12 protein-coding genes are annotated in these 18,370 nt (G+C 72.1%); 9 read left to right on the top strand and 3 right to left on the bottom strand.

The window, feature by feature from the left end; all coding sequences use genetic code 11:
* Positions 1–92: 92 nt before the first annotated feature.
* Positions 93–2,468, bottom strand: a complete 2,376-nt coding sequence (locus tag AC0680_RS06375) for a DEAD/DEAH box helicase (RefSeq protein ID WP_478625452.1) — start codon at positions 2,466–2,468, stop codon at positions 93–95.
* 162 nt (positions 2,469–2,630) lie between these two features.
* Here AC0680_RS06375 and bldG point away from each other — a divergent pair, with 162 nt between their 5' ends.
* From bldG to AC0680_RS06340, 7 genes are all read left to right on the top strand, one after another.
* Positions 2,631–2,972 carry an anti-sigma factor antagonist BldG gene (bldG, locus tag AC0680_RS06370; protein ID WP_004571875.1) on the top strand — a complete coding sequence of 114 codons (342 nt, stop codon included), beginning with the start codon at positions 2,631–2,633 and terminating at the stop codon, positions 2,970–2,972.
* A 110-nt stretch (positions 2,973–3,082) separates the two neighbouring features.
* Positions 3,083–3,526 (top strand): ATP-binding protein, encoded by a 444-nt coding sequence (locus AC0680_RS06365; protein ID WP_478625449.1) that lies wholly within the window; start codon positions 3,083–3,085, stop codon positions 3,524–3,526.
* Between the two features lie 993 nt (positions 3,527–4,519).
* Entirely contained in the window at positions 4,520–6,925 is a 2,406-nt protein-coding gene (locus AC0680_RS06360) for a sodium-translocating pyrophosphatase (RefSeq protein ID WP_478625447.1), read from the top strand.
* A 219-nt stretch (positions 6,926–7,144) separates the two neighbouring features.
* A complete protein-coding gene (locus AC0680_RS06355; RefSeq protein WP_478625444.1) occupies positions 7,145–7,720 on the top strand; it encodes a small secreted protein in 576 nt (191 codons plus the stop codon).
* 133 nt (positions 7,721–7,853) lie between these two features.
* On the top strand, positions 7,854–9,413 hold the full coding sequence (locus AC0680_RS06350) for a DUF7059 domain-containing protein (protein ID WP_478625441.1): 1,560 nt from the start codon (positions 7,854–7,856) through the stop codon (positions 9,411–9,413).
* 143 nt (positions 9,414–9,556) lie between these two features.
* Entirely contained in the window at positions 9,557–9,754 is a 198-nt protein-coding gene (locus tag AC0680_RS06345) for a hypothetical protein (RefSeq protein ID WP_468975383.1), read from the top strand.
* A 205-nt stretch (positions 9,755–9,959) separates the two neighbouring features.
* Entirely contained in the window at positions 9,960–10,364 is a 405-nt protein-coding gene (locus tag AC0680_RS06340) for a hypothetical protein (protein WP_478625437.1), read from the top strand.
* 79 nt (positions 10,365–10,443) lie between these two features.
* Here the strand turns inward: AC0680_RS06340 and AC0680_RS06335 are convergent, their stop codons facing one another.
* Both AC0680_RS06335 and AC0680_RS06330 read right to left on the bottom strand, forming a co-directional pair.
* A complete protein-coding gene (locus tag AC0680_RS06335; protein WP_478625435.1) occupies positions 10,444–10,869 on the bottom strand; it encodes a DUF2752 domain-containing protein in 426 nt (141 codons plus the stop codon).
* Positions 10,866–11,450 carry a hypothetical protein gene (locus tag AC0680_RS06330; RefSeq protein WP_478625432.1) on the bottom strand — a complete coding sequence of 195 codons (585 nt, stop codon included), beginning with the start codon at positions 11,448–11,450 and terminating at the stop codon, positions 10,866–10,868. The genes AC0680_RS06335 and AC0680_RS06330 overlap by 4 nt, the downstream gene beginning before the upstream one ends.
* 521 nt (positions 11,451–11,971) lie before the next feature.
* Between AC0680_RS06330 and topA the strand changes: the two genes are divergently transcribed.
* Positions 11,972–14,812 (top strand): type I DNA topoisomerase, encoded by a 2,841-nt coding sequence (gene topA / locus AC0680_RS06325; RefSeq protein WP_478625429.1) that lies wholly within the window; start codon positions 11,972–11,974, stop codon positions 14,810–14,812.
* Positions 14,813–14,934: 122 nt separating this feature from the next.
* A complete protein-coding gene (tmk, locus tag AC0680_RS06320; RefSeq protein ID WP_478625426.1) occupies positions 14,935–18,237 on the top strand; it encodes a dTMP kinase in 3,303 nt (1,100 codons plus the stop codon).
* Positions 18,238–18,370 lie beyond the last annotated feature (133 nt).

Raw genomic sequence — 18,370 nt, 5'->3', positions numbered from 1 at the left:
GAGATCCGGCGGGAGCCGGGGCCGGGCCGGGCAGAGTGCGGCCATCGGGCAGGAGCCACCACCGGCCCGTCACGGAAGCCGCCGTGAGACCGCTACGCCCCGGGTCGGGGCCCCTCCGGCGCTCCTCGCAGCAGCTCTGCCAGCAGGCGGATCGCTCCCCGCTTGTGGAGCGGGTCGTTGCCGTTGCCGCATTTGGGGGACTGGATGCAAGACGGGCAGCCCGCCTCGCATTCGCAGGACGCGATGGCGGTGCGGGTGGCGGCGAGCCAGTCGGCGGCCGTGTGGAAGGCACGTTCGGCGAAGCCGGCACCGCCGGGGTGGCCGTCGTAGACGAAGACGGTCGGCAGCAGGGTGTCCGGGTGCAGGGGGACCGAGACGCCGCCGATGTCCCAGCGGTCGCAGGTGGCGAAGAGCGGCAGCAGGCCGATGGAGGCGTGCTCCGCGGCGTGCAGCGCGCCGCCCAGCTGCTCGGGATTGACGCGGGCGGCGTCGAGTTGGTCCTCGGTGACGGTCCACCACACCGCGCGGGTGCGCAACGTACGGGGCGGCAGATCGAGCTTGGTCTCGCCCAGCACCTCCCCGGTGATGAGCTTGCGGCGCAGGAAGGAGACGACCTGGTTGGTGACCTCGACGGAGCCGAAGCAGAGCCGGGCGTCCCCCCAGGGGATCTCGGTGTCGGTCTCCAGGATGGAGATGGCGGTGGTGTCGCGGGCGGTCGTCGAGTAGGGCGGGCTGGCCTCTTCGACGAGGGCGACGTCGTCGTCCAGGTCGAGGCGCTGGACCACATAGGTGCGGCCCTGGTGGAGGTGGACCGCACCGTCGTGGACGGTGGTGTGCGCGGCGGCGGCGTCGACGGTGCCCAGCAGCCGCCCGGTGCCGGCCTCCACGACCTGGACCGGCGAGCCGCCCTGGCCGCGGATGTCGGTGAGGTCGGCGGCCCGCTCGCGGCGCGTCCAGTGCCAGGCCGTGGCGCGCCGGCGCAGCAGGCCCGCGGCCTCCAGCTGCGGCATCAGCCCGGCGGCCGCGGGTCCGAAGAGCGGGAAGTCGGCTTCGGTGAGGGGGCGTTCGGACGCGGCCGCGCACAGGTGCGGGGCGAGCACGTAGGGGTTGTCGGGGTCGAGCACGGTCGACTCGACGGGCTGGTCGAAGAGGGCTTCGGGGTGGTGGACGAGATACGTGTCCAGCGGATCGTCGCGGGCCACGAGCACGGCGAGCGCGCCCTGCCCGGCGCGCCCGGCGCGCCCCGCCTGCTGCCACAGGGACGCGCGGGTGCCCGGATAGCCGGCGATGACCACGGCGTCGAGGCCGGAGACGTCCACGCCCAGTTCGAGCGCGGTGGTGGCGGCCAGGCCGAGGAGATCCCCGCTGTGCAGGGCGCGTTCCAGGGCGCGGCGCTCCTCGGGCAGATAGCCGCCCCGATAGGCGGCGACCCGCCCGGGCAGCGAGCGGTCGACCTCCGCGAGCCGTTCCTGGGCGATCAGAGCGATCAGCTCGGCGCCGCGCCGGGAGCGCACGAAGGCGACGGTGCGTACGCCCTGGACGGCGAGGTCGGTGAGCAGGTCCGCGGTCTCGGCGGTGGCGGTACGGCGGACCGGCGCGCCCTGTTCGCCGTGCAGCTCGGTCAGCGGCGGCTCCCACAGCGCGAAGACCAACTCGCCGCGCGGCGAGGTGTCCTCAGTGATCTCCACCACGGGCAGTCCGGTGAGCCGGGTCGCGGCCTGGGCCGGTTCGGCGGCCGTGGCGGAGGCGAGCAGGAAGACCGGCTCGGAGCCGTAGCGGGCGCAGACGCGGCGCAGCCGGCGGACGACCTGCGCGACATGGGAGCCGAAGACACCCCGGTAGCTGTGGCATTCATCGATGACGACATAGCGCAGCGCCCGCAGGAAGGAGGACCAGCGGGGGTGCGACGGCAGGATGCCGCGGTGCAGCATGTCGGGGTTGGTCAGGACGTAGTTGGCGTACTGGCGGACCCATTCGCGTTCCTCGACGGGGGTGTCACCGTCGTAGACCGCGGGCCGGACGGCGGTGCCCAGCCGGGCGGCCAGCTCGCGTACGGCGCGCCGCTGGTCGGCCGCCAGCGCCTTGGTGGGGGCCAGATACAGGGCTGTGGCTCCCCGCCCGTTCGGGGCCTCGGAGCCGTCCAGGAGCGCGGAGAGGACCGGTGCGAGATATGCCAGGGACTTGCCCGAGGCGGTGCCGGTGGCGACGACGACCGACTCGCCGCGCAGTGCGTGTTCGGATGTCCGTGCCTGGTGGGCCCAGGGTCGATCGATTCCGGCCGAACGGATGGCGTCGAGCACTTCCGGTCGGATCTGTTCCGGCCAGTCGGCATGGCTGCCGATGCGCGGGGGCAAGTGCTCCGTATGAGTGATGCGCGCAGCGCGGGTCGCGCCCCGGGCGAGACGTTCGAGAATCATGCCTGGGGAAGGACGCGCGCCCGCATCCGGCGGGAGTCGATTGGAGGCCATCGGCACCGAGTGTGTCACCGGAGTGACGGACAATGCTCAAAGGGCGTCGTGCACGCCTACTGGTAAGTGATTGAATGCCATCGCGGCTGCCAGATCCGCCCCTACCTTCGGTGGGGAGGCCCCAGGGGGGCGACCGCTCGATAGCAAGGTGCTGGAGGATCCGTGGACCTGTCCCTGTCGACCCGGACCGTTGGCGACCGTACGGTCGTCGAGGTCGGTGGCGAGATTGATGTATACACCGCGCCCAAGCTGCGGGAGCAGCTGGTCGAGCTTGTGAACGACGGAAGCTACCACCTCGTGGTGGACATGGAACGTGTCGACTTCCTGGACTCCACTGGGCTCGGCGTGCTGGTCGGCGGGCTCAAGCGGGTGCGTGCCCATGAGGGCTCGCTGCGCCTGGTCTGCAACCAGGAGCGCATTCTCAAGATCTTCCGTATTACCGGCCTGACCAAGGTGTTCCCGATTCACACCTCGGTGGACGAAGCCGTCGCAGCCACTGACTGACGGCTTGCCGGTACCCCCGCGCCAGCCGGCGCGGGGGAGGAAGTAGTGGGGGGTACCGGACCCGGTGTCCGGCCCCCTGCGCCGCACGCCCGCATATCGAGGGGGATGGCATGGCCACCGTCGAACTTCGCTTCAGCGCCCTTCCCGAGCATGTCCGTACCGCGCGACTGGTCGCAGCTGCCGTGGCCCGGCGCGCCGGGGTGGACGAGGCCGTGCTGGACGAGGTGCGGCTCGCCGTCGGTGAGGCCTGCAGCCGGGCCGTTGGGCTGCATGAGAGCCATGACATCTCGGCGCCGGTGCGGGTGCTGCTGATCGAGGACGAGAAGAAGTTCTCGATCGAGGTGGGCGACGGGGTGTCCGGCGGCTCCGGGGCGGCCGGTGCGCGGGGCTCCGACGAGGCCGAGAGCGTCGCGGAGAGCGACGCCGAGGGCGAGGACGAGATGGGCCTCGCCGTGATCAGCGGGCTGGTCGATGACGTCGAGGTGACCTCCGGCGAGGACGGCGGGATGATCCGCATGAGCTGGCCCACGACGACGGCCGCCGTCCTGCCTTAGCGCGGGAGCGCAGGTCTGAGCGCGAGAGGGCGCCGGCCTGGGCGCCGTGCGCGCGAGCCGTATGCGTGCGCGCGAGCCGTATGCGTGCGTGCCAGACGTACGAGAGCGCGCCAGACGTACGAGAGCGCGCCTGTCGGCCCCCGTATCTGGTGCCGACGGCCTCGGCAGGCCCGACGGTTCGCCGTCACCGACGCCGAACCACGTGATCACCGCATGCCGACCCCGGGATCGCCGAAGACGGCCCCTCGCATTACCGCGGACGTGCCGGTACACGCCCGTGCGCCCCGCCCCTCACGTCACCGCGGCCGCACCGGTACACGCCCGTGCACGCCGTCCCTCGCGCATCGCCGCTGACGCGCCAGTACGCCCGCGCAAGCCGCCCTACGGTCCCGGCCCCGATCCCAGCCCCAGCCCCGGCCCCCGGCCCCAGCCCCAGCCCCGGTCCCGGCGCACCTGCCCGGGCCCGCTGACGACCGCGTGAGCGCCCCACCCCGCCGGCGAACGCCCACGCAACACCCCGGCGGACCTCGACCCGCCTGCCCCCGGTCACGCCACCCGCCCGCCCATGCGTTGCGATCCGGACTCGATCTGACGGCCTATCACCGTCCTTCGGCGCGCGTCAGGGGGTGACCCGCGCGCCCCGGGTCACCCGATCGGCCGCGGCCGAGCGGCTCAATTCTCACCAGCGTCCCGCACGCCACAACCGGCCCGGGTGCCGGGACCGCCCCCTTTGAGCAGCGGCGATCAATGCGCGGGCAATTGACGATCAGTACGACATCGAGATCATCGGGCCGCGGTCAGCCAATTCGCGCCTTTCCTTCGTCCGGGCGAATTCCGTGTGCCGCCAACCTTTTGATCTTCGCAGCTACCGGCGAATTCCCTTTGACGCGCCCTGTTTTGATCAACGGCGGCTCCCTACAATCCGTCCACATCTTGCTCAGGACGCCTGAGCGTGCTTCCGCGCGCCCATGTGCCAAACGTCAAGGAGGACGAATGGCGGGGCCTTACACCCCTCAGTTGCTTGACACCCCCTCTTTTCTGGCCGGGCCCTCGCTGACGGCAGGCAATCGCGGCATCGTGCTGGTGATCGCCGTGGTCGCCCTGGCGGCGCTGGCTGTCGCGGCGGTGCTGGTTCGCCAAGTGCTCGCGGCCGGCCAGGGAACCGACAGTATGAAGAAGATCGCGGCGGCCGTGCAGGAAGGCGCGAATGCCTACCTGGCACGGCAGTTGCGGACCCTCGGCGTATTCGCCGTCGTGGTGTTCTTCCTGCTCATGCTGCTGCCCGCGGACAACTGGACGCAGCGCGCCGGACGCAGCGCCTTCTTCTTGATCGGTGCCGGATTCTCGGCGGCCACCGGCTATATCGGCATGTGGCTCGCGGTGCGCGCCAATGTGCGGGTGGCGGCGGCCGCCCGGGAGGCCACTCCGGCCGAGGGCGACAAACGGGAAAAGGATCTTACGGCGGTCTCGCACAAGGCCATGAAGATCGCATTTCGCACCGGTGGCGTCGTCGGCATGTTCACCGTGGGGCTGGGCCTGCTCGGCGCGTCCTGTGTGGTGCTCGTGTACGCGGTCGACGCGCCCAAGGTGCTGGAGGGCTTCGGCCTCGGCGCCGCGCTGATCGCCATGTTCATGAGGGTCGGCGGCGGCATCTTCACCAAGGCCGCGGACGTCGGCGCCGACCTCGTCGGCAAGGTCGAGCAGGGCATCCCCGAAGACGACCCGCGCAACGCCGCGACCATCGCGGACAACGTCGGCGACAACGTCGGGGACTGCGCCGGTATGGCGGCCGACCTCTTCGAGTCGTACGCGGTGACCCTGGTCGCCGCCCTCATCCTGGGCATGGCGGCCTTCGGCAACGCCGGGCTCGCCTTCCCGCTGCTGGTCCCGGCCATCGGCGTGGTCACCGCGATGATCGGCATCTTCGTCGTCGCGCCCCGGCGCAGCGACCGCAGCGGCATGACGGCGATCAACCGCGGCTTCTTCATCTCCGCGGCCATCTCGCTGCTGCTGGTGGCCGCCGCGGTGTTCACCTACCTGCCGTCCACCTACCGGGACCTCAAGGGCGTCACCGACCCGGACATCCTCGGCCGCAGCGGCGACCCCCGGATGCTGGCGCTGGTGGCGGTCGCCATCGGCATCGTGCTCGCCGCGCTGATCCAGCAGCTGACCGGCTACTTCACCGAGACCAACCGGCGGCCCGTGAGGGACATCGGCAAGACCTCGCTGACCGGTCCGGCCACCGTCATCCTCTCCGGCATCTCGATCGGCCTGGAGTCGGCCGTCTACTCGGCGGTGCTGATCGGCCTCGCGGTCTACGGGGCGTTCCTGCTGGGCGGCGCCTCCATCATGCTGGCGCTGTTCGCGGTGGCGCTGGCCGGGACCGGCCTGCTGACCACGGTCGGCGTGATCGTGGCGATGGACACCTTCGGCCCGGTCTCCGACAACGCGCAGGGCATCGCGGAGATGTCCGGCGATGTCACCGGTGACGGCGCGCAGGTGCTGACCGACCTGGACGCGGTCGGCAACACCACCAAGGCCATCACCAAGGGCATCGCCATCGCGACGGCCGTACTGGCCGCCGCCGCGCTCTTCGGCTCGTACCGGGACGCGATCGCCACCGCCGTTCGCGAAGTCGGCAGCGCCGCCAGCGGGATGGGGCTCAGCCTGGACATCTCGCAGCCCAACAACCTGGTCGGGCTGGTCCTCGGCGCCTCGGTCGTCTTCCTGTTCTCCGGGCTGGCGATCAACGCGGTGTCGCGGTCGGCGGGCGCGGTGGTCTTCGAGGTGCGCCGGCAGTTCCGGGAGAAGCCCGGGATCATGGACTACACCGAGAAGCCGGAGTACGGCCGGGTCGTCGACATCTGCACCAAGGACGCGCTGCGCGAACTGGCCACCCCCGGGCTGCTGGCGGTGCTCACCCCCATCGCGGTCGGCTTCTCGCTCGGCGTCGGCGCGCTCGGCTCGTTCCTGGCGGGCGCGATCGGCACCGGCACGCTGATGGCGGTCTTCCTCGCCAACTCCGGTGGCGCGTGGGACAACGCCAAGAAGCTGGTCGAGGACGGCCACCACGGCGGCAAGGGCAGCGAGGCGCACGAGGCGACGGTCATCGGCGACACCGTCGGCGACCCGTTCAAGGACACCGCGGGCCCGGCCATCAACCCGCTGCTGAAGGTCATGAACCTGGTGGCGCTGCTGATCGCGCCCGCTGTGGTGAAGTTCTCGTACGGCGAGGACAAGAGCCTCGGCGTACGGCTCGTGGTCGCGGTGCTGGCGATCGCCGTCATCGTCGGCGCGGTCTACGTCTCCAAGAGGCGCGGAATCGCCGTAGGTGACGAAGGCAACTCCGAAGACCCGGAGAGCATCGCCAAATCGGCCAAGACGGCCGTGGCGTCCTAACGGACCGAGCACCTCCGAAGGGGCTCGCGGACCGCTCAACTGGGCGGGTGGACGGCGTTTTTCACACGCGCCGGCCACCCGCCTTCCGCATGCCCGGGTGGCCCTGCGGACCTTGGTGCAAATGGCTGCAATGCCGGGCGGACCTGCTGCCCGACCGGTCGGCCCGGCCCTTTGGACGTGTATGTTCCGGGGCCGAGAGCCATGGAAGGGACCAATCCGGTGAACAAGAAGCTTGTGGCTGCACTGTCCGGCGGTGCGGCACTGGTGCTCGCGCTGACCGGCTGCAGCGAGGACAGCAGCAAGAAGCTCAACGACTGGGCGAAGACGTTCTGCGACCCCGCGCAGGCTCAGTTCAAGAAGATCCAGGACGCCAACGCCGCCATGCAGACTGCCGACAACGGCAGCACGGACTCCAAGAAGGTCCAGCAGACCGACTCGGCGGCCTTCCAGAAGATTTCCGACGCCTACGCCGCGCTGGCGAAGAACCTGGACAAGGCCGGGGCTCCGCCGAGCGAGAACGGCGAGCAGGCGCAGAAGGACGCGGTCAAGGAGCTCAACTCGCTCTCCAAGGGATACGCGGACCTCAAGAAGCAGGTCGAAGGCCTGAACACCGCGGACAAGCTCAAGTTCGCCGACGGTCTGCGCGATCTGTCCAGCGGCATCAACAAGCTCAACCAGCAGAGCGAGCAGGCCTTCAAGAAGCTGGAGTCCGGCGAGGTCGGCACGGCGATGGCCAAGCAGAAGGGCTGTCAGAGCCAGGGCGCGTCCGGTTCTCCGGTGCCCAAGAAGTCCTAGGAACCGGCCGGCGTACGAACGCCTGGAACCGGTCCGGCGTCCACGGACCGGCGACGGATCCGTACGGCCCGGCGACGCGCCCGAGGCGGGCGTGGCGCCGGGCCGTCGCCGATTGTCGGTGACAGGGCCGACAATGGGGGACGTGAGTACGCACCTCCCCACCGCAGATGCCCAGGACCCCGAGAGCAGCGCCCGCACCGCCCGGCTGCGCGAGGCGCTGCTGACCGCCGCCTTCACCGCCGACGGGTTGCTGGACCTGCTCGGCGCCCCGGCCTACGCCGCGCTGGCCCGCAGCGAGACCGTTCCCGCGCTGCGGGCGACCCGCGGCGACAGCCCGCTGGAGACGCTGGTGCGGCTCTTCCTGCTCCAGCGTCCGGTGGAGCTGCGGCGGGCGCGGGCGGCGCTGCCGGTCGAGGACTGCCTCGCCGACGGCTGGCTGGTGCAGGACGGCGACGAGCTGCGCGCCCGTGTGGACGTACGCCCGTACGGCGGCCCCGAGGGGCAGGACTGGTGGATCGTCTCCGACCTGGGCTGCGCGGTCGGCGGCGCCGGCGGCATCCGGGGCGCCGGGGAGGCCGAGCGCGCGCAGCTGGTGCTCGGCGTCGGCGGCGCCTCCACGACCCTCGCCGGGATCACGGTCCGCCGCCCGGTCGCCAAGGCGCTCGATCTCGGTACGGGCTCCGGCATCCAGGCGCTGCACGCCGCCCAGCACGCCACCCGGGTCACGGGCACCGACCTCAACCCCCGGGCGCTGCGGATCGCCGCGCTGACGCTGGCGCTCTCCGGGGCGGGCGCGGCGGATCTGCGCGAGGGCTCGCTGTTCGAGCCGGTCGGCGACGAGACGTACGACCTGATCGTGTCCAACCCGCCGTTCGTGATCTCGCCCCTGGCGTCCGACGGCGCGCGGCTGACCTACCGGGACGGCGGCATGGGCGGCGACGACCTGTGCCGGACGCTGGTCCAGCAGTCCGCCGCGCACCTCAACGACGGCGGATACTGCCAGCTGCTGGCCAACTGGCAGCATGTGGCGGGCGAGGAGTGGCACGACCGGCTGCGCTCCTGGGTGCCGCGCGGCTGCGACGCCTGGATCGTGCAGCGCGAGGTGCAGGACATCGCCCAGTACACCGAGCTGTGGCTGCGCGATGCCGGTGACCACCGCGCCGATGCCGGGGCGTACGCCGCGGGGTACGACGCCTGGCTCGACGAGTTCGAGGCGCGCAAGACCAAGGCCATCGGCTTCGGCTGGATCACGCTGCGCAAGTCCGGGTCCGACGCCCCGTCCATCACGGTCGAGGAGTGGCCGCATCCGGTCGAACAGCCGCTGGGGGAGTCGGTCGTGGGGCACTTCGACCGCCAGGACTATCTGCGGTCCACCGACGACGCGGCGCTGCTGGCCGGCCACTTCCGGCTGGCCGACGAGGTGGTCCAGGAGCAGGTCGGGCTGCCCGGTGCGGAGGACCCCGAGCATGTGGTGCTCCGTCAGAACCGCGGTATGCGAAGGGCGACGAAGGTGGACACGGTCGGTGCGGGCTTCGCCGGGGTGTGCGACGGTTCGCTGCCCGCCGGGCGGATCCTCGACGCGATCGCCCAACTCGTCGGCGAGGACCCGGTCCTGCTGCGGGACCGCACACCGGCCTCCATCCGGATGCTGGTCGAGCAGGGGTTCCTGGAGCCGGTGGCCGAGGCCGACTGACGGCCCCGCGAAGAGCAACAAAGGGCCGCAGGCCAGGGGTGGGACGGAGACCGGGGCCCATGTGAGCGGGTCCGTACGGGACAGGCGGAAGCCGTTCATCCGGTGTTCGTCCGGATGCCGTCCCGGGGTGCCACGCTGCCCGCATGGAGAGTGGACCCGAGGTGTTCGCCGGTGCGGCCTTCGCACTGTTCGGCGCCGGACTGCTGGTGTGGACGGGTGTCTGCGCACGGACCGGCCAGCCGGTCGCCGAGGGCGTCAGCCGGCCGGTCGCCGCCCTGGCGGCGCTGCTGGCAGGAGTGGCGTTCCTGGCCACGGGGGGCTGGCTGCTGGCCACGCTGTAGCCGCCCTCGCAGCCACCACGCAGCCCGCCGTGCCGTCGCGCCCATGAGCCACCCCGAAAGGCCGCTCCGTGTGCTTCCGGACAGTTCTGTAACAGCCGGCCGACAGATGGCCGATATGTGCCGTTACGTGGAACGCCGGCAGGCCCCCGGCCATGTTCCTCGGTGAAGGTCACCAACGGCCCTACACCGTCAGTGAGGAACTCCCATGAACCGCGCACTTCGCTACGCCGCCGTCGGCGTCATCGCCGTCTCCCTGCTGGCCGGCGGCTCGGCCGCCGCCTTCGCCGCGCCGCAGGACCTCCACACCGCCAAGCCGGTCGTGGCCGCCGCTCCGGCCGCCGCCTCGCTGACCGCCAAGGCCAGCGTGAACTCGGTCAAGGCCTGGCAGGAGTTCCGGATCTCCGGCGTCGCCAAGGGCATCAAGGCCGGCAGCAACGTCACCGTCCAGCAGAAGCAGGGCAAGAAGTGGGTGTCGCTGCCCGCCAAGGCTCCGGTCAACAAGAGCGGTGCGTACTCGGTACGGGTCAAGCTCGGCATCAAGGGCGCCAACCAGCTCCGCATAGCCGCGGGCAGCACCGTCTCGCCGGTGGTCGCGGTCACCGTCCGCTGACGTCGAGACCGTCCACGCCCGTCCGGCGGACGGCCGGGGCGCGCTCCGCGTGGCGCGCCCCGAGGCCCCCGGACACGCCCTACCCCACCAGATTGCGGGCGACCATCCACAGCGCGCCGATGCCGAGCACCACGGCGTTGGTCCGGGCCGTCAGCCGCATCCGGTGGGCCCGCCCGCGGAGCCCCGCGACCAGCCAGCGCACGGCGACGAACGCCACGGCCGGCACGCCCAGGGTGAGGAGCACCGCGTTGTCGTGGAACGCCGCGACGACATCACCGTGCATCAGGTCGTACGCCATCCGCGTCCCGCCGCACCCCGGGCACAGCAACCCGGTGCACCACTTGAACGGGCAGGGGAGCAGCGCCTGTCCGGGCTGGTGCGGATTGGTGTGCCAGAGGTAGACCGCGGCCGCCCCGCCCACGCCGAGCGCGATCGACGCCCGGCGCAGGGTGCGGTTCCGGATCGACGCCCCGGTGGGCGGCTGAGCGGGTTCCAGGGGGGTCACACGCTCAGCGACCTGGCGTAGTTGACCTGGTTGAGCACGAACATCACCTGCTCGCGCGACTGCACCGGGACCATCGTGGAGTGGTGCCGGCCCCCGCTGTTCACCGTGACCTGCACGAACCCGGTCGTCACCCGCTCCTTCATCAGCAGGAACAGCAGGCCGAGCAGGCAGAAGAGGAAGAAGACGATGGCGAGGACGACCGCGTGCGCCGGGATCTTCTCCTCGGTCCGCGACATGTCCGTCGCCGTCCAGATGGCGCCCTTGAGAGGCATCGGCCCGGCCGGCGTCATGATCGTGTCGCCGCTCACCGCGATGTCCCCGAGCGACAGGGACATCCCGCCGACCGGGGGCGCGGCCTGGAACGCGCCGGGCGCCGGCGGCGGCGGAGCGCTCGGCGGGAAGCCGGGCGGGGGCGGCTGCGAGCCGGCCTGCGGGTAGCCGTATCCGGGCTCCCCGGGGCGGCCGCCCTGCGGGTATCCGTAGCCGGAGTCGGCGGGCGGGCCGCCGGCAGGTGTGGCGTACGGATTCTGGCCGGGCTGGCCGGGCTGCTCCGGTGGCGGTCCGGGGTACTGGTTCGCCATGGGTGATGTCCCCCCGAGTGTCTGCGTGACCACGGCAGTGACCGGCTCGAGCGGTGAGCCGTACCGTGTGTTCGTCCTGCGCCCATCCTGCCAGCCCGCTCATATGCCGTATCGGGCGATGGCGGGATCCGGCGCCGCCTTGTGACCGTCACCGGGGCCGTCGGCGCGGCGGCGGGGACGCCGGGCTCACCCGTGGCCCGCACGCGGTCCGTCACTCTGCGAGATCGTCGGCGGCCCGCCGGTAGCGGGTGCGGACGTCGGCCGGGGAGGGCGGCGGGAACCGCCATGGACCCGTCATGATCCATCCGACCCGCTCCGGGGCCCGTAAAGAGCGGCTGATGCGGTCCGGGCGGCATGAAGCCATGTAGTCGGGTTACCGTTCGAGTGGCGTTGCGGGGTTTTTCCGTTTGACACGGGGGCGGGAGGTACCGTCACACTCCGCAGCGTCAAGCGTCACCGCAGTGCGTCCCGGCGTCCAGGCCGGGGAGCAATCCCAGCGTCGACCGGAGAGAAGAGCGAAGTTGTCCCCGACCAGCGAAGCCACAGAGGGCGGCGGCCGCCGACTTGTCATCGTCGAGTCGCCTGCCAAGGCGAAGACGATCAAGGGCTACCTCGGCCCTGGCTATGTGGTCGAGGCCAGCGTGGGGCACATCCGCGACCTGCCCAACGGCGCGGCGGAGGTGCCGGCGAAGTACAAGGGCGAGCCCTGGGCCCGCCTCGGCGTGAACGTCGATGCCGACTTCCAGCCGATCTACGTCGTCAACAGTGACAAGAAGGACCAGGTCAAGAAGCTCAAGGAGCTGCTGGCCGAGTCCGACGAGCTCTACCTCGCAACAGATGAGGACCGCGAGGGCGAGGCCATCGCCTGGCACCTGCAGGAGATCCTCAAGCCCAAGGTCCCGGTCCACCGGATGGTCTTCCACGAGATCACCAAGGACGCGATCCGCGAGGCCGTCGCCAACCCGCGCGACCTCAACCAGAAGCTGGTCGACGCCCAGGAGACCCGGCGGATCCTCGACCGCCTCTACGGCTACGAGGTCTCGCCGGTCCTGTGGAAGAAGGTCATGCCCCGGCTGTCGGCCGGCCGTGTGCAGTCCGTCGCGACCCGGCTGGTCGTCGAGCGGGAGCGCGAGCGCATCGCCTTCCGCTCCGCGGAGTACTGGGACCTGACCGGCACCTTCTCCACCGGCCGGGCCGGTGACGCGAGCGACCCCTCGACCCTGACCGCCCGCTTGAACACCGTCGACGGCCGCCGGGTCGCGCAGGGCCGCGACTTCGGCCCCAACGGGCAGCTCAAGAACGACGTGCTCCATCTGGACGAGGCGAACGCCCGCGCGCTCGCCGCCGCCCTGGAGAACGCCGACTTCGCGGTGCGCTCCGTGGAGTCCAAGCCCTACCGCCGCTCGCCGTACGCCCCGTTCCGTACGACGACCCTCCAGCAGGAGGCCAGCCGCAAGCTCGGCTTCGGTGCCAAGGCGACCATGCAGGTGGCGCAGAAGCTGTACGAGAACGGCTTCATCACCTATATGCGTACGGACTCCACCACGCTCTCGGACACCGCGGTCGCCGCGGCCCGGGCGCAGGTGACGCACCTGTACGGCGCGAACTACCTGCCGGACAAGCCGCGCACGTACGCCGGCAAGGTCAAGAACGCCCAGGAGGCGCACGAGGCGATCCGTCCCTCGGGCGACCGCTTCCGCACCCCGGCCGAGACCGGGCTCACCGGCGACCAGTTCCGGCTCTACGAGCTGATCTGGAAGCGGACCGTCGCCTCGCAGATGAAGGACGCCACCGGCAACTCCGTCACGGTCAAGATCGGTGGCCGGGCCGCCGACGGCCGCGACGCCGAGTTCACCGCGTCCGGCAAGACCATCACCTTCCACGGCTTCCTCAAGGCCTACGTGGAGGGCGCCGACGACCCCAACGCCGAGCTGGACGACCGCGAGCGCCGGCTGCCGCAGGTCGCCGAGGGCGACGCGCTGGCCGCGCGGGAGATCACCGCCGACGGGCACGCCACCAAGCCGCCGGCCCGCTACACCGAGGCCACCCTGGTCAAGGAGCTGGAAGAGCGCGAGATCGGCCGCCCGTCGACGTATGCGTCGATCATCGGCACGATCCTGGACCGCGGCTATGTCTTCAAGAAGGGCACCGCGCTCGTCCCCTCCTTCCTCTCCTTCGCGGTGGTCAACCTCCTGGAGAAGCACTTCGGCCGGCTGGTCGACTACGACTTCACCGCCAAGATGGAGGACGACCTCGACCGCATCGCCCGTGGTGAGGCGCAGGCCGTGCCGTGGCTGCGGCGCTTCTACTTCGGCGAGGGCGAGGCCGAAGGGGCCGCCTCGGACGCCGGCAACGGCGACGGCGACCACCTCGGCGGGCTGAAGGAGCTGGTCGAGGACCTGGGCGCGATCGACGCCCGGGAGATCTCCTCGTTCCCGGTCAGCGACGACATCAAGCTGCGGGTCGGCCGCTACGGCCCGTACATCGAGCGCGGCGAGAAGGACTCCGAGGGCCACCAGCGGGCCGACGTCCCCGACGACCTCGCGCCCGACGAGCTGACGGTGGAGTACGCCGAGGAGCTGCTCGCCAAGCCCAGCGGTGACTTCGCGCTGGGCACCGACCCGGTCAGCGGCCACGAGATCGTCGCCAAGGACGGCCGCTACGGCCCGTACGTCACCGAGATCCTGCCCGAGGGCACCCCGAAGACCGGGAAGAACGCGGTCAAGCCGCGTACCGCCTCGCTCTTCAAGTCGATGTCCCTGGACACGGTGACCCTTCAGGACGCGCTCAAGCTGATGTCGCTGCCGCGGGTCGTCGGCGCGGACGCCGAGGGCGTGGAGATCACCGCGCAGAACGGCCGCTACGGCCCGTACCTCAAGAAGGGCACCGACTCGCGCTCCCTGGAGAGCGAGGAGCAGCTCTTCACCATCACCCTCGACGAGGCGCTGGCGATCTACGCCCAGCCCAAGCAGCGCGGACGGGCCGCCGCCAAGCCGCCGCTGAAGGAGCTGGGCACGGACCCGGTCAGCGGCAAGCCGGTGGTGGTCAAGGACGGCCGCTTCGGCGCGTACGTCACCGACGGCGAGACCAACGCGACGCTGCGGCGGGACGACGACGTCGAGACGATCACCGCCGAGCGCGGCTACGAGCTGCTGGCGGAGAAGCGCGCCAAGGGCCCGGCGAAGAAGACCGCCAAGAAGACGGCGGCGAAGAAGACCACGGCCAAGAAGACGACGGCGAAGAAGACCGCCGCCAAGAAGACCGCGGCCAAGAAGACGACCACGGCGAAGAAGACGACCGCCAAGAAGGCCACCGCGAAGACCGCGGCGGCCAAGAAGACGGCGGCGTCGGCCGACGACTAAAGACCGTGCCGGACGGCTGCGGGCGCAGGACAAGGGCGGGCAAGACGGACGTGTTCCGTCGAGCCCGCCCGTTTGTTCGGGCAGGCGCCCGACGGCGCGGACCGTCCCGATAGGCTGGCGAGATGACGCGTACCGAGCAGCCAACGGTCGTGACCCCCACTTCAGGCGCCCTGGCGGCGGATTCCCGCGAGCGCGCGGTGCGAGCCCTGCTGCGCTTCCCCCCTCTGAAGCGACTGTGGAGCGCCCAATTTGTCGGGGGCATCGGCGATGCCCTGTCCATGCTTGTCCTGATAGTGCTCTCCCTTCAGGCGGCGCTGTACGTACCGGTGGGGGGCGAGGCGGTCTTCGGTGGCGGCTATCGGGGCGTCGCCCTGGCGGTCACCACGGTCTTCGCGGCCCGGATGCTGGCGATGCTGCTCTTCGGGGCCGTCCTGCTGGGGCCGCTCTCGGCGCTCACGGCGCCCTCCGGGCCGCTGGACCGGCGCTGGACGATGATCGGCGCGGATGTGCTGCGGCTCGCGCTGCTGGTGATCGCCCCGCTGTGGATCGACTGGACGCCGGCCGACGCGCTGGCCTGGCTGCTGGTCACGGTCTTCGTCACCGGCGTCGCCGAACGCTTCTGGACCGTCTGCCGGGAGAGCGCGGCCCCCGGACTGCTGCCCGCCCCGCCCCCGGAGGGCGCCGCGGTGCGGCCGCTCCCGGACAACATGGACGCCCTGCGCCGGCTCTCGCTGCGCACCACGTTCGTCTCGCTGCCGATCGCGGCCGCCGCCCTGGTGGTCGTCACGCTCGTCAGCAAGCTCCTGGGCACCGGCATCGACTGGTTCCAGCTCCACCAGGTCGCGCTCGGCTCCTATGTGGCCGCGGGGCTGTTCGCCGCCTCCGTATCGATCCTCTACTTCATCGAGCTTCCCGGTACGCAGACGCCGCGGCCGCGGTCCCCCCTGGAGGGGCTGCGCCGCCCGAAGGCCGCCGCTGACAAGGCGGAAGCCGCCCGGCCGGGCGGCGACAAGGGCCGTACGGGAGCGATCCCGCTGCTGGTGCTGGCCTGCGCGGCGGTTGCCGCCGGGATCGCCGCGGCCGTCTCGCTCGCCGTGCTCCACGCCTACGACCTGTCGGGCGGACCGGCCACCTTCGCGCTCCTGGTGCTCGCGCTGACCGGCGGTACGGCCGTCGGCATCCGCGGTGCCCGCCGGGTGCTGCCCGCGCTCTCCCGGCGCCGGCTGCTCGCGCTGGCGGTCGCCGCCACGGGCCTGGCGCTGCTGGCCATGGGCCTGGTCCCGGACGTGACGACGGTCGTGGTGCTCGCGCTGCTGGCCGGTGTCGGCGCCGGCATCGCCGCCAATACGGGGCACACCCTGCTGGACCAGGAGTCCGAGGAGTTCCGCACCGCCCGGACGACCGAGCATCTGCACGCCGTCGTACGGCTCGCGATCGCGCTGGCCGCCATCGTCTCGCCCCTGCTCGCGGCCGTCATCGGCCCGCACCACCTCGGCAACGGCACCTTCGACTTCTCCTACGGGGGCGCGGCCTACACGCTGATGCTGGTCGGCGCGCTGCTGCTGCCGGTCGCCGCCTGGGTCCTGAGCAAGCTCGACGACCGCGAGGGCGTGTCGCTGCGGCGCGATCTGCGCGAGGCGCTGCGCGGCGGCGACCCGACGCAAGAGCCCGCGGCCACGGGTTTCTTCATCGCCCTGGAGGGCGGCGACGGCGCCGGCAAGTCCACCCAGGTCGAGGCGCTCGCCGAGTGGATCCGCGCCAAGGGCCACGAGGTCGTGGTGACCCGTGAACCGGGCGCCACCGCCATCGGCAAGCGACTGCGCTCGATCATCCTGGACGTCTCGACGTCCGGGCTTTCGGACCGTGCGGAGGCGCTGATGTTCGCCGCCGACCGGGCCGAGCACGTCGACAGCGTCATCCGGCCGGCCCTGGAGCGCGGCGCGGTCGTCATCACCGACCGGTACATCGACTCCTCGGTCGCCTACCAGGGCGCCGGGCGCAACCTCGCGCCCACGGAGATCGCCCGGATCTCCCGCTGGGCGACGGACGGCCTGGTCCCGCACCTGACCGTGCTCCTCGACGTCTCCCCGGAGACCGCCCGCGAGCGCTTCACCGAGGCACCGGACCGGATGGAGTCCGAGCCCGCCGCCTTCCACCAGCGGGTACGGGCCGGCTTCCTGGCCCTGGCCGCCGCCGACCCCGCGCGCTATCTGGTCGTCGACGCCGGGCAGGAGCCCGAGGCCGTCACCACCGTCGTACGGCACCGCCTCGACCAGGTCCTCCCGTTGTCCGAGGCCGAGGTCAAGGCGCAGGCCGAGGCCCGTAAGGCGGCCGAGGAAGAGGCTCGCCGCAGGGCCGAGGCGGAGGCCGCGCGCAAGGCGGAGGAGGCGCGTCTGGAGCGTGAGCGCCAGGAGCAGCTCGCCAAGCTGCGCGCCGAGGAAGAGGAGCGCAAGCGCCAGGAGGCCGAGCAGGCCAAGGCGCTGGAGGCCGCCCGGCAGGCGGCCGAGGCCCGGCAGCGCGCCGAGGAGGCCCGCCAGGCGGCGGAGGAGGAGCGGCAGCGCCGCGAGGCCGAGGAGCGGGCCCGCCAGGCCGAGCAGGAGCGGCTGCGCAAGCAGCACGAGGAGCAGGCACGGCTGCGCCAGGAGGCCGAGGAGCGCCGCCTGGAGAAGCAGCGCAAGGCCGAGGAGGCCCTGCTGCGCGCCGAGCAGGCGCGGGTGGAGGCGGCCGAGGCGGCGGCCGCGGCGGAGGCCAGGGCTCGCGCGGAGGCCGAGGCGCCCACCGCGGAGACGCCGGTGGCGGATCTGCGCAAGCGGCTGGGCGAGGACGGCTCGGCGGATGCCTCCGCCGGTTCCGGATCGGACGAGGAGCGCACGGAGTCGCTGTCGTGGCCCGAGGCGCCCCGGGGCGGCGAGGCGTCCGGTGCGGCGGACGAGACGGCCGTGCTGCCTCCGGTGCGCGAGGAGCGGGACGCGCGGGGGAGCCAGGCTTCCGACGCGGAGCAGACCGCCGTGCTGCCCCCGGTCCGCGAGGAGCGGGACGCGCGCGGGAGCCACGGCTCCGACGCCGAGCAGACCACCGTGCTGCCACCCGTACGGCCGGACGGACACTCCGATGGCGCACGGGAGGGTGACCCCGCGGACCGGGTGCCGCCGTGGATGTTCCGCAAGGAAGCCCCGAACGAGGAGGCCGGGGGCTCCTCCGCCGCCGAGTCGGGCGTGGAGCGCACCCGTGAGCTCCCGCAGGTCGACCCGTCGACGGGCCGCCCGGCACAGCCCCCGCAGCGCAGCCGCCCCCGACCCGAATGGGCGGAGGAGACCCCGCTGGACGACCTGCCGACGCTCGCCGACGAGCTGCTCGGCCCGCACCCGGGCGACGACGCGGACGGCGACGACGGCGACCGGGGCGGTCGGGGACGGCGCCGCTAGCCGTATCCGGCCGAACGGCGGGGCCCGAAACACCGGCCGTGGGGGGGGGGGGGGGGGGGGGGGGGGGGGGGGGGGGTGGTTTGTGGGGGGGGGGGGGGGGGGGGGGAGCGGGGAGAGGGGCGTAGGGGGTAGG

The organism is Streptomyces sp. NPDC043738 (assembly GCF_056436545.1).
Note: the sequence above shows the minus strand (reverse complement) of the source record. Positions and strands in the feature narration are given on the sequence as shown.

Bases quoted from the DNA above. Each gene is read 5' to 3' on its own strand.
- AC0680_RS06375 (WP_478625452.1), bottom strand. From the start codon at position 2,468: ATGGCCTCCAATCGACTCCCGCCGGATGCGGGCGCGCGTCCTTCCCCA.
- AC0680_RS06365 (WP_478625449.1), top strand. From the start codon at position 3,083: ATGGCCACCGTCGAACTTCGCTTCAGCGCCCTTCCCGAGCATGTCCGT.
- AC0680_RS06360 (WP_478625447.1), top strand. From the start codon at position 4,520: ATGGCGGGGCCTTACACCCCTCAGTTGCTTGACACCCCCTCTTTTCTG.
- AC0680_RS06350 (WP_478625441.1), top strand. From the start codon at position 7,854: ATGGGGGACGTGAGTACGCACCTCCCCACCGCAGATGCCCAGGACCCC.
- AC0680_RS06345 (WP_468975383.1), top strand. From the start codon at position 9,557: ATGGAGAGTGGACCCGAGGTGTTCGCCGGTGCGGCCTTCGCACTGTTC.
- AC0680_RS06340 (WP_478625437.1), top strand. From the start codon at position 9,960: ATGAACCGCGCACTTCGCTACGCCGCCGTCGGCGTCATCGCCGTCTCC.
- AC0680_RS06330 (WP_478625432.1), bottom strand. From the start codon at position 11,450: ATGGCGAACCAGTACCCCGGACCGCCACCGGAGCAGCCCGGCCAGCCC.
- tmk (WP_478625426.1), top strand. From the start codon at position 14,935: ATGACGCGTACCGAGCAGCCAACGGTCGTGACCCCCACTTCAGGCGCC.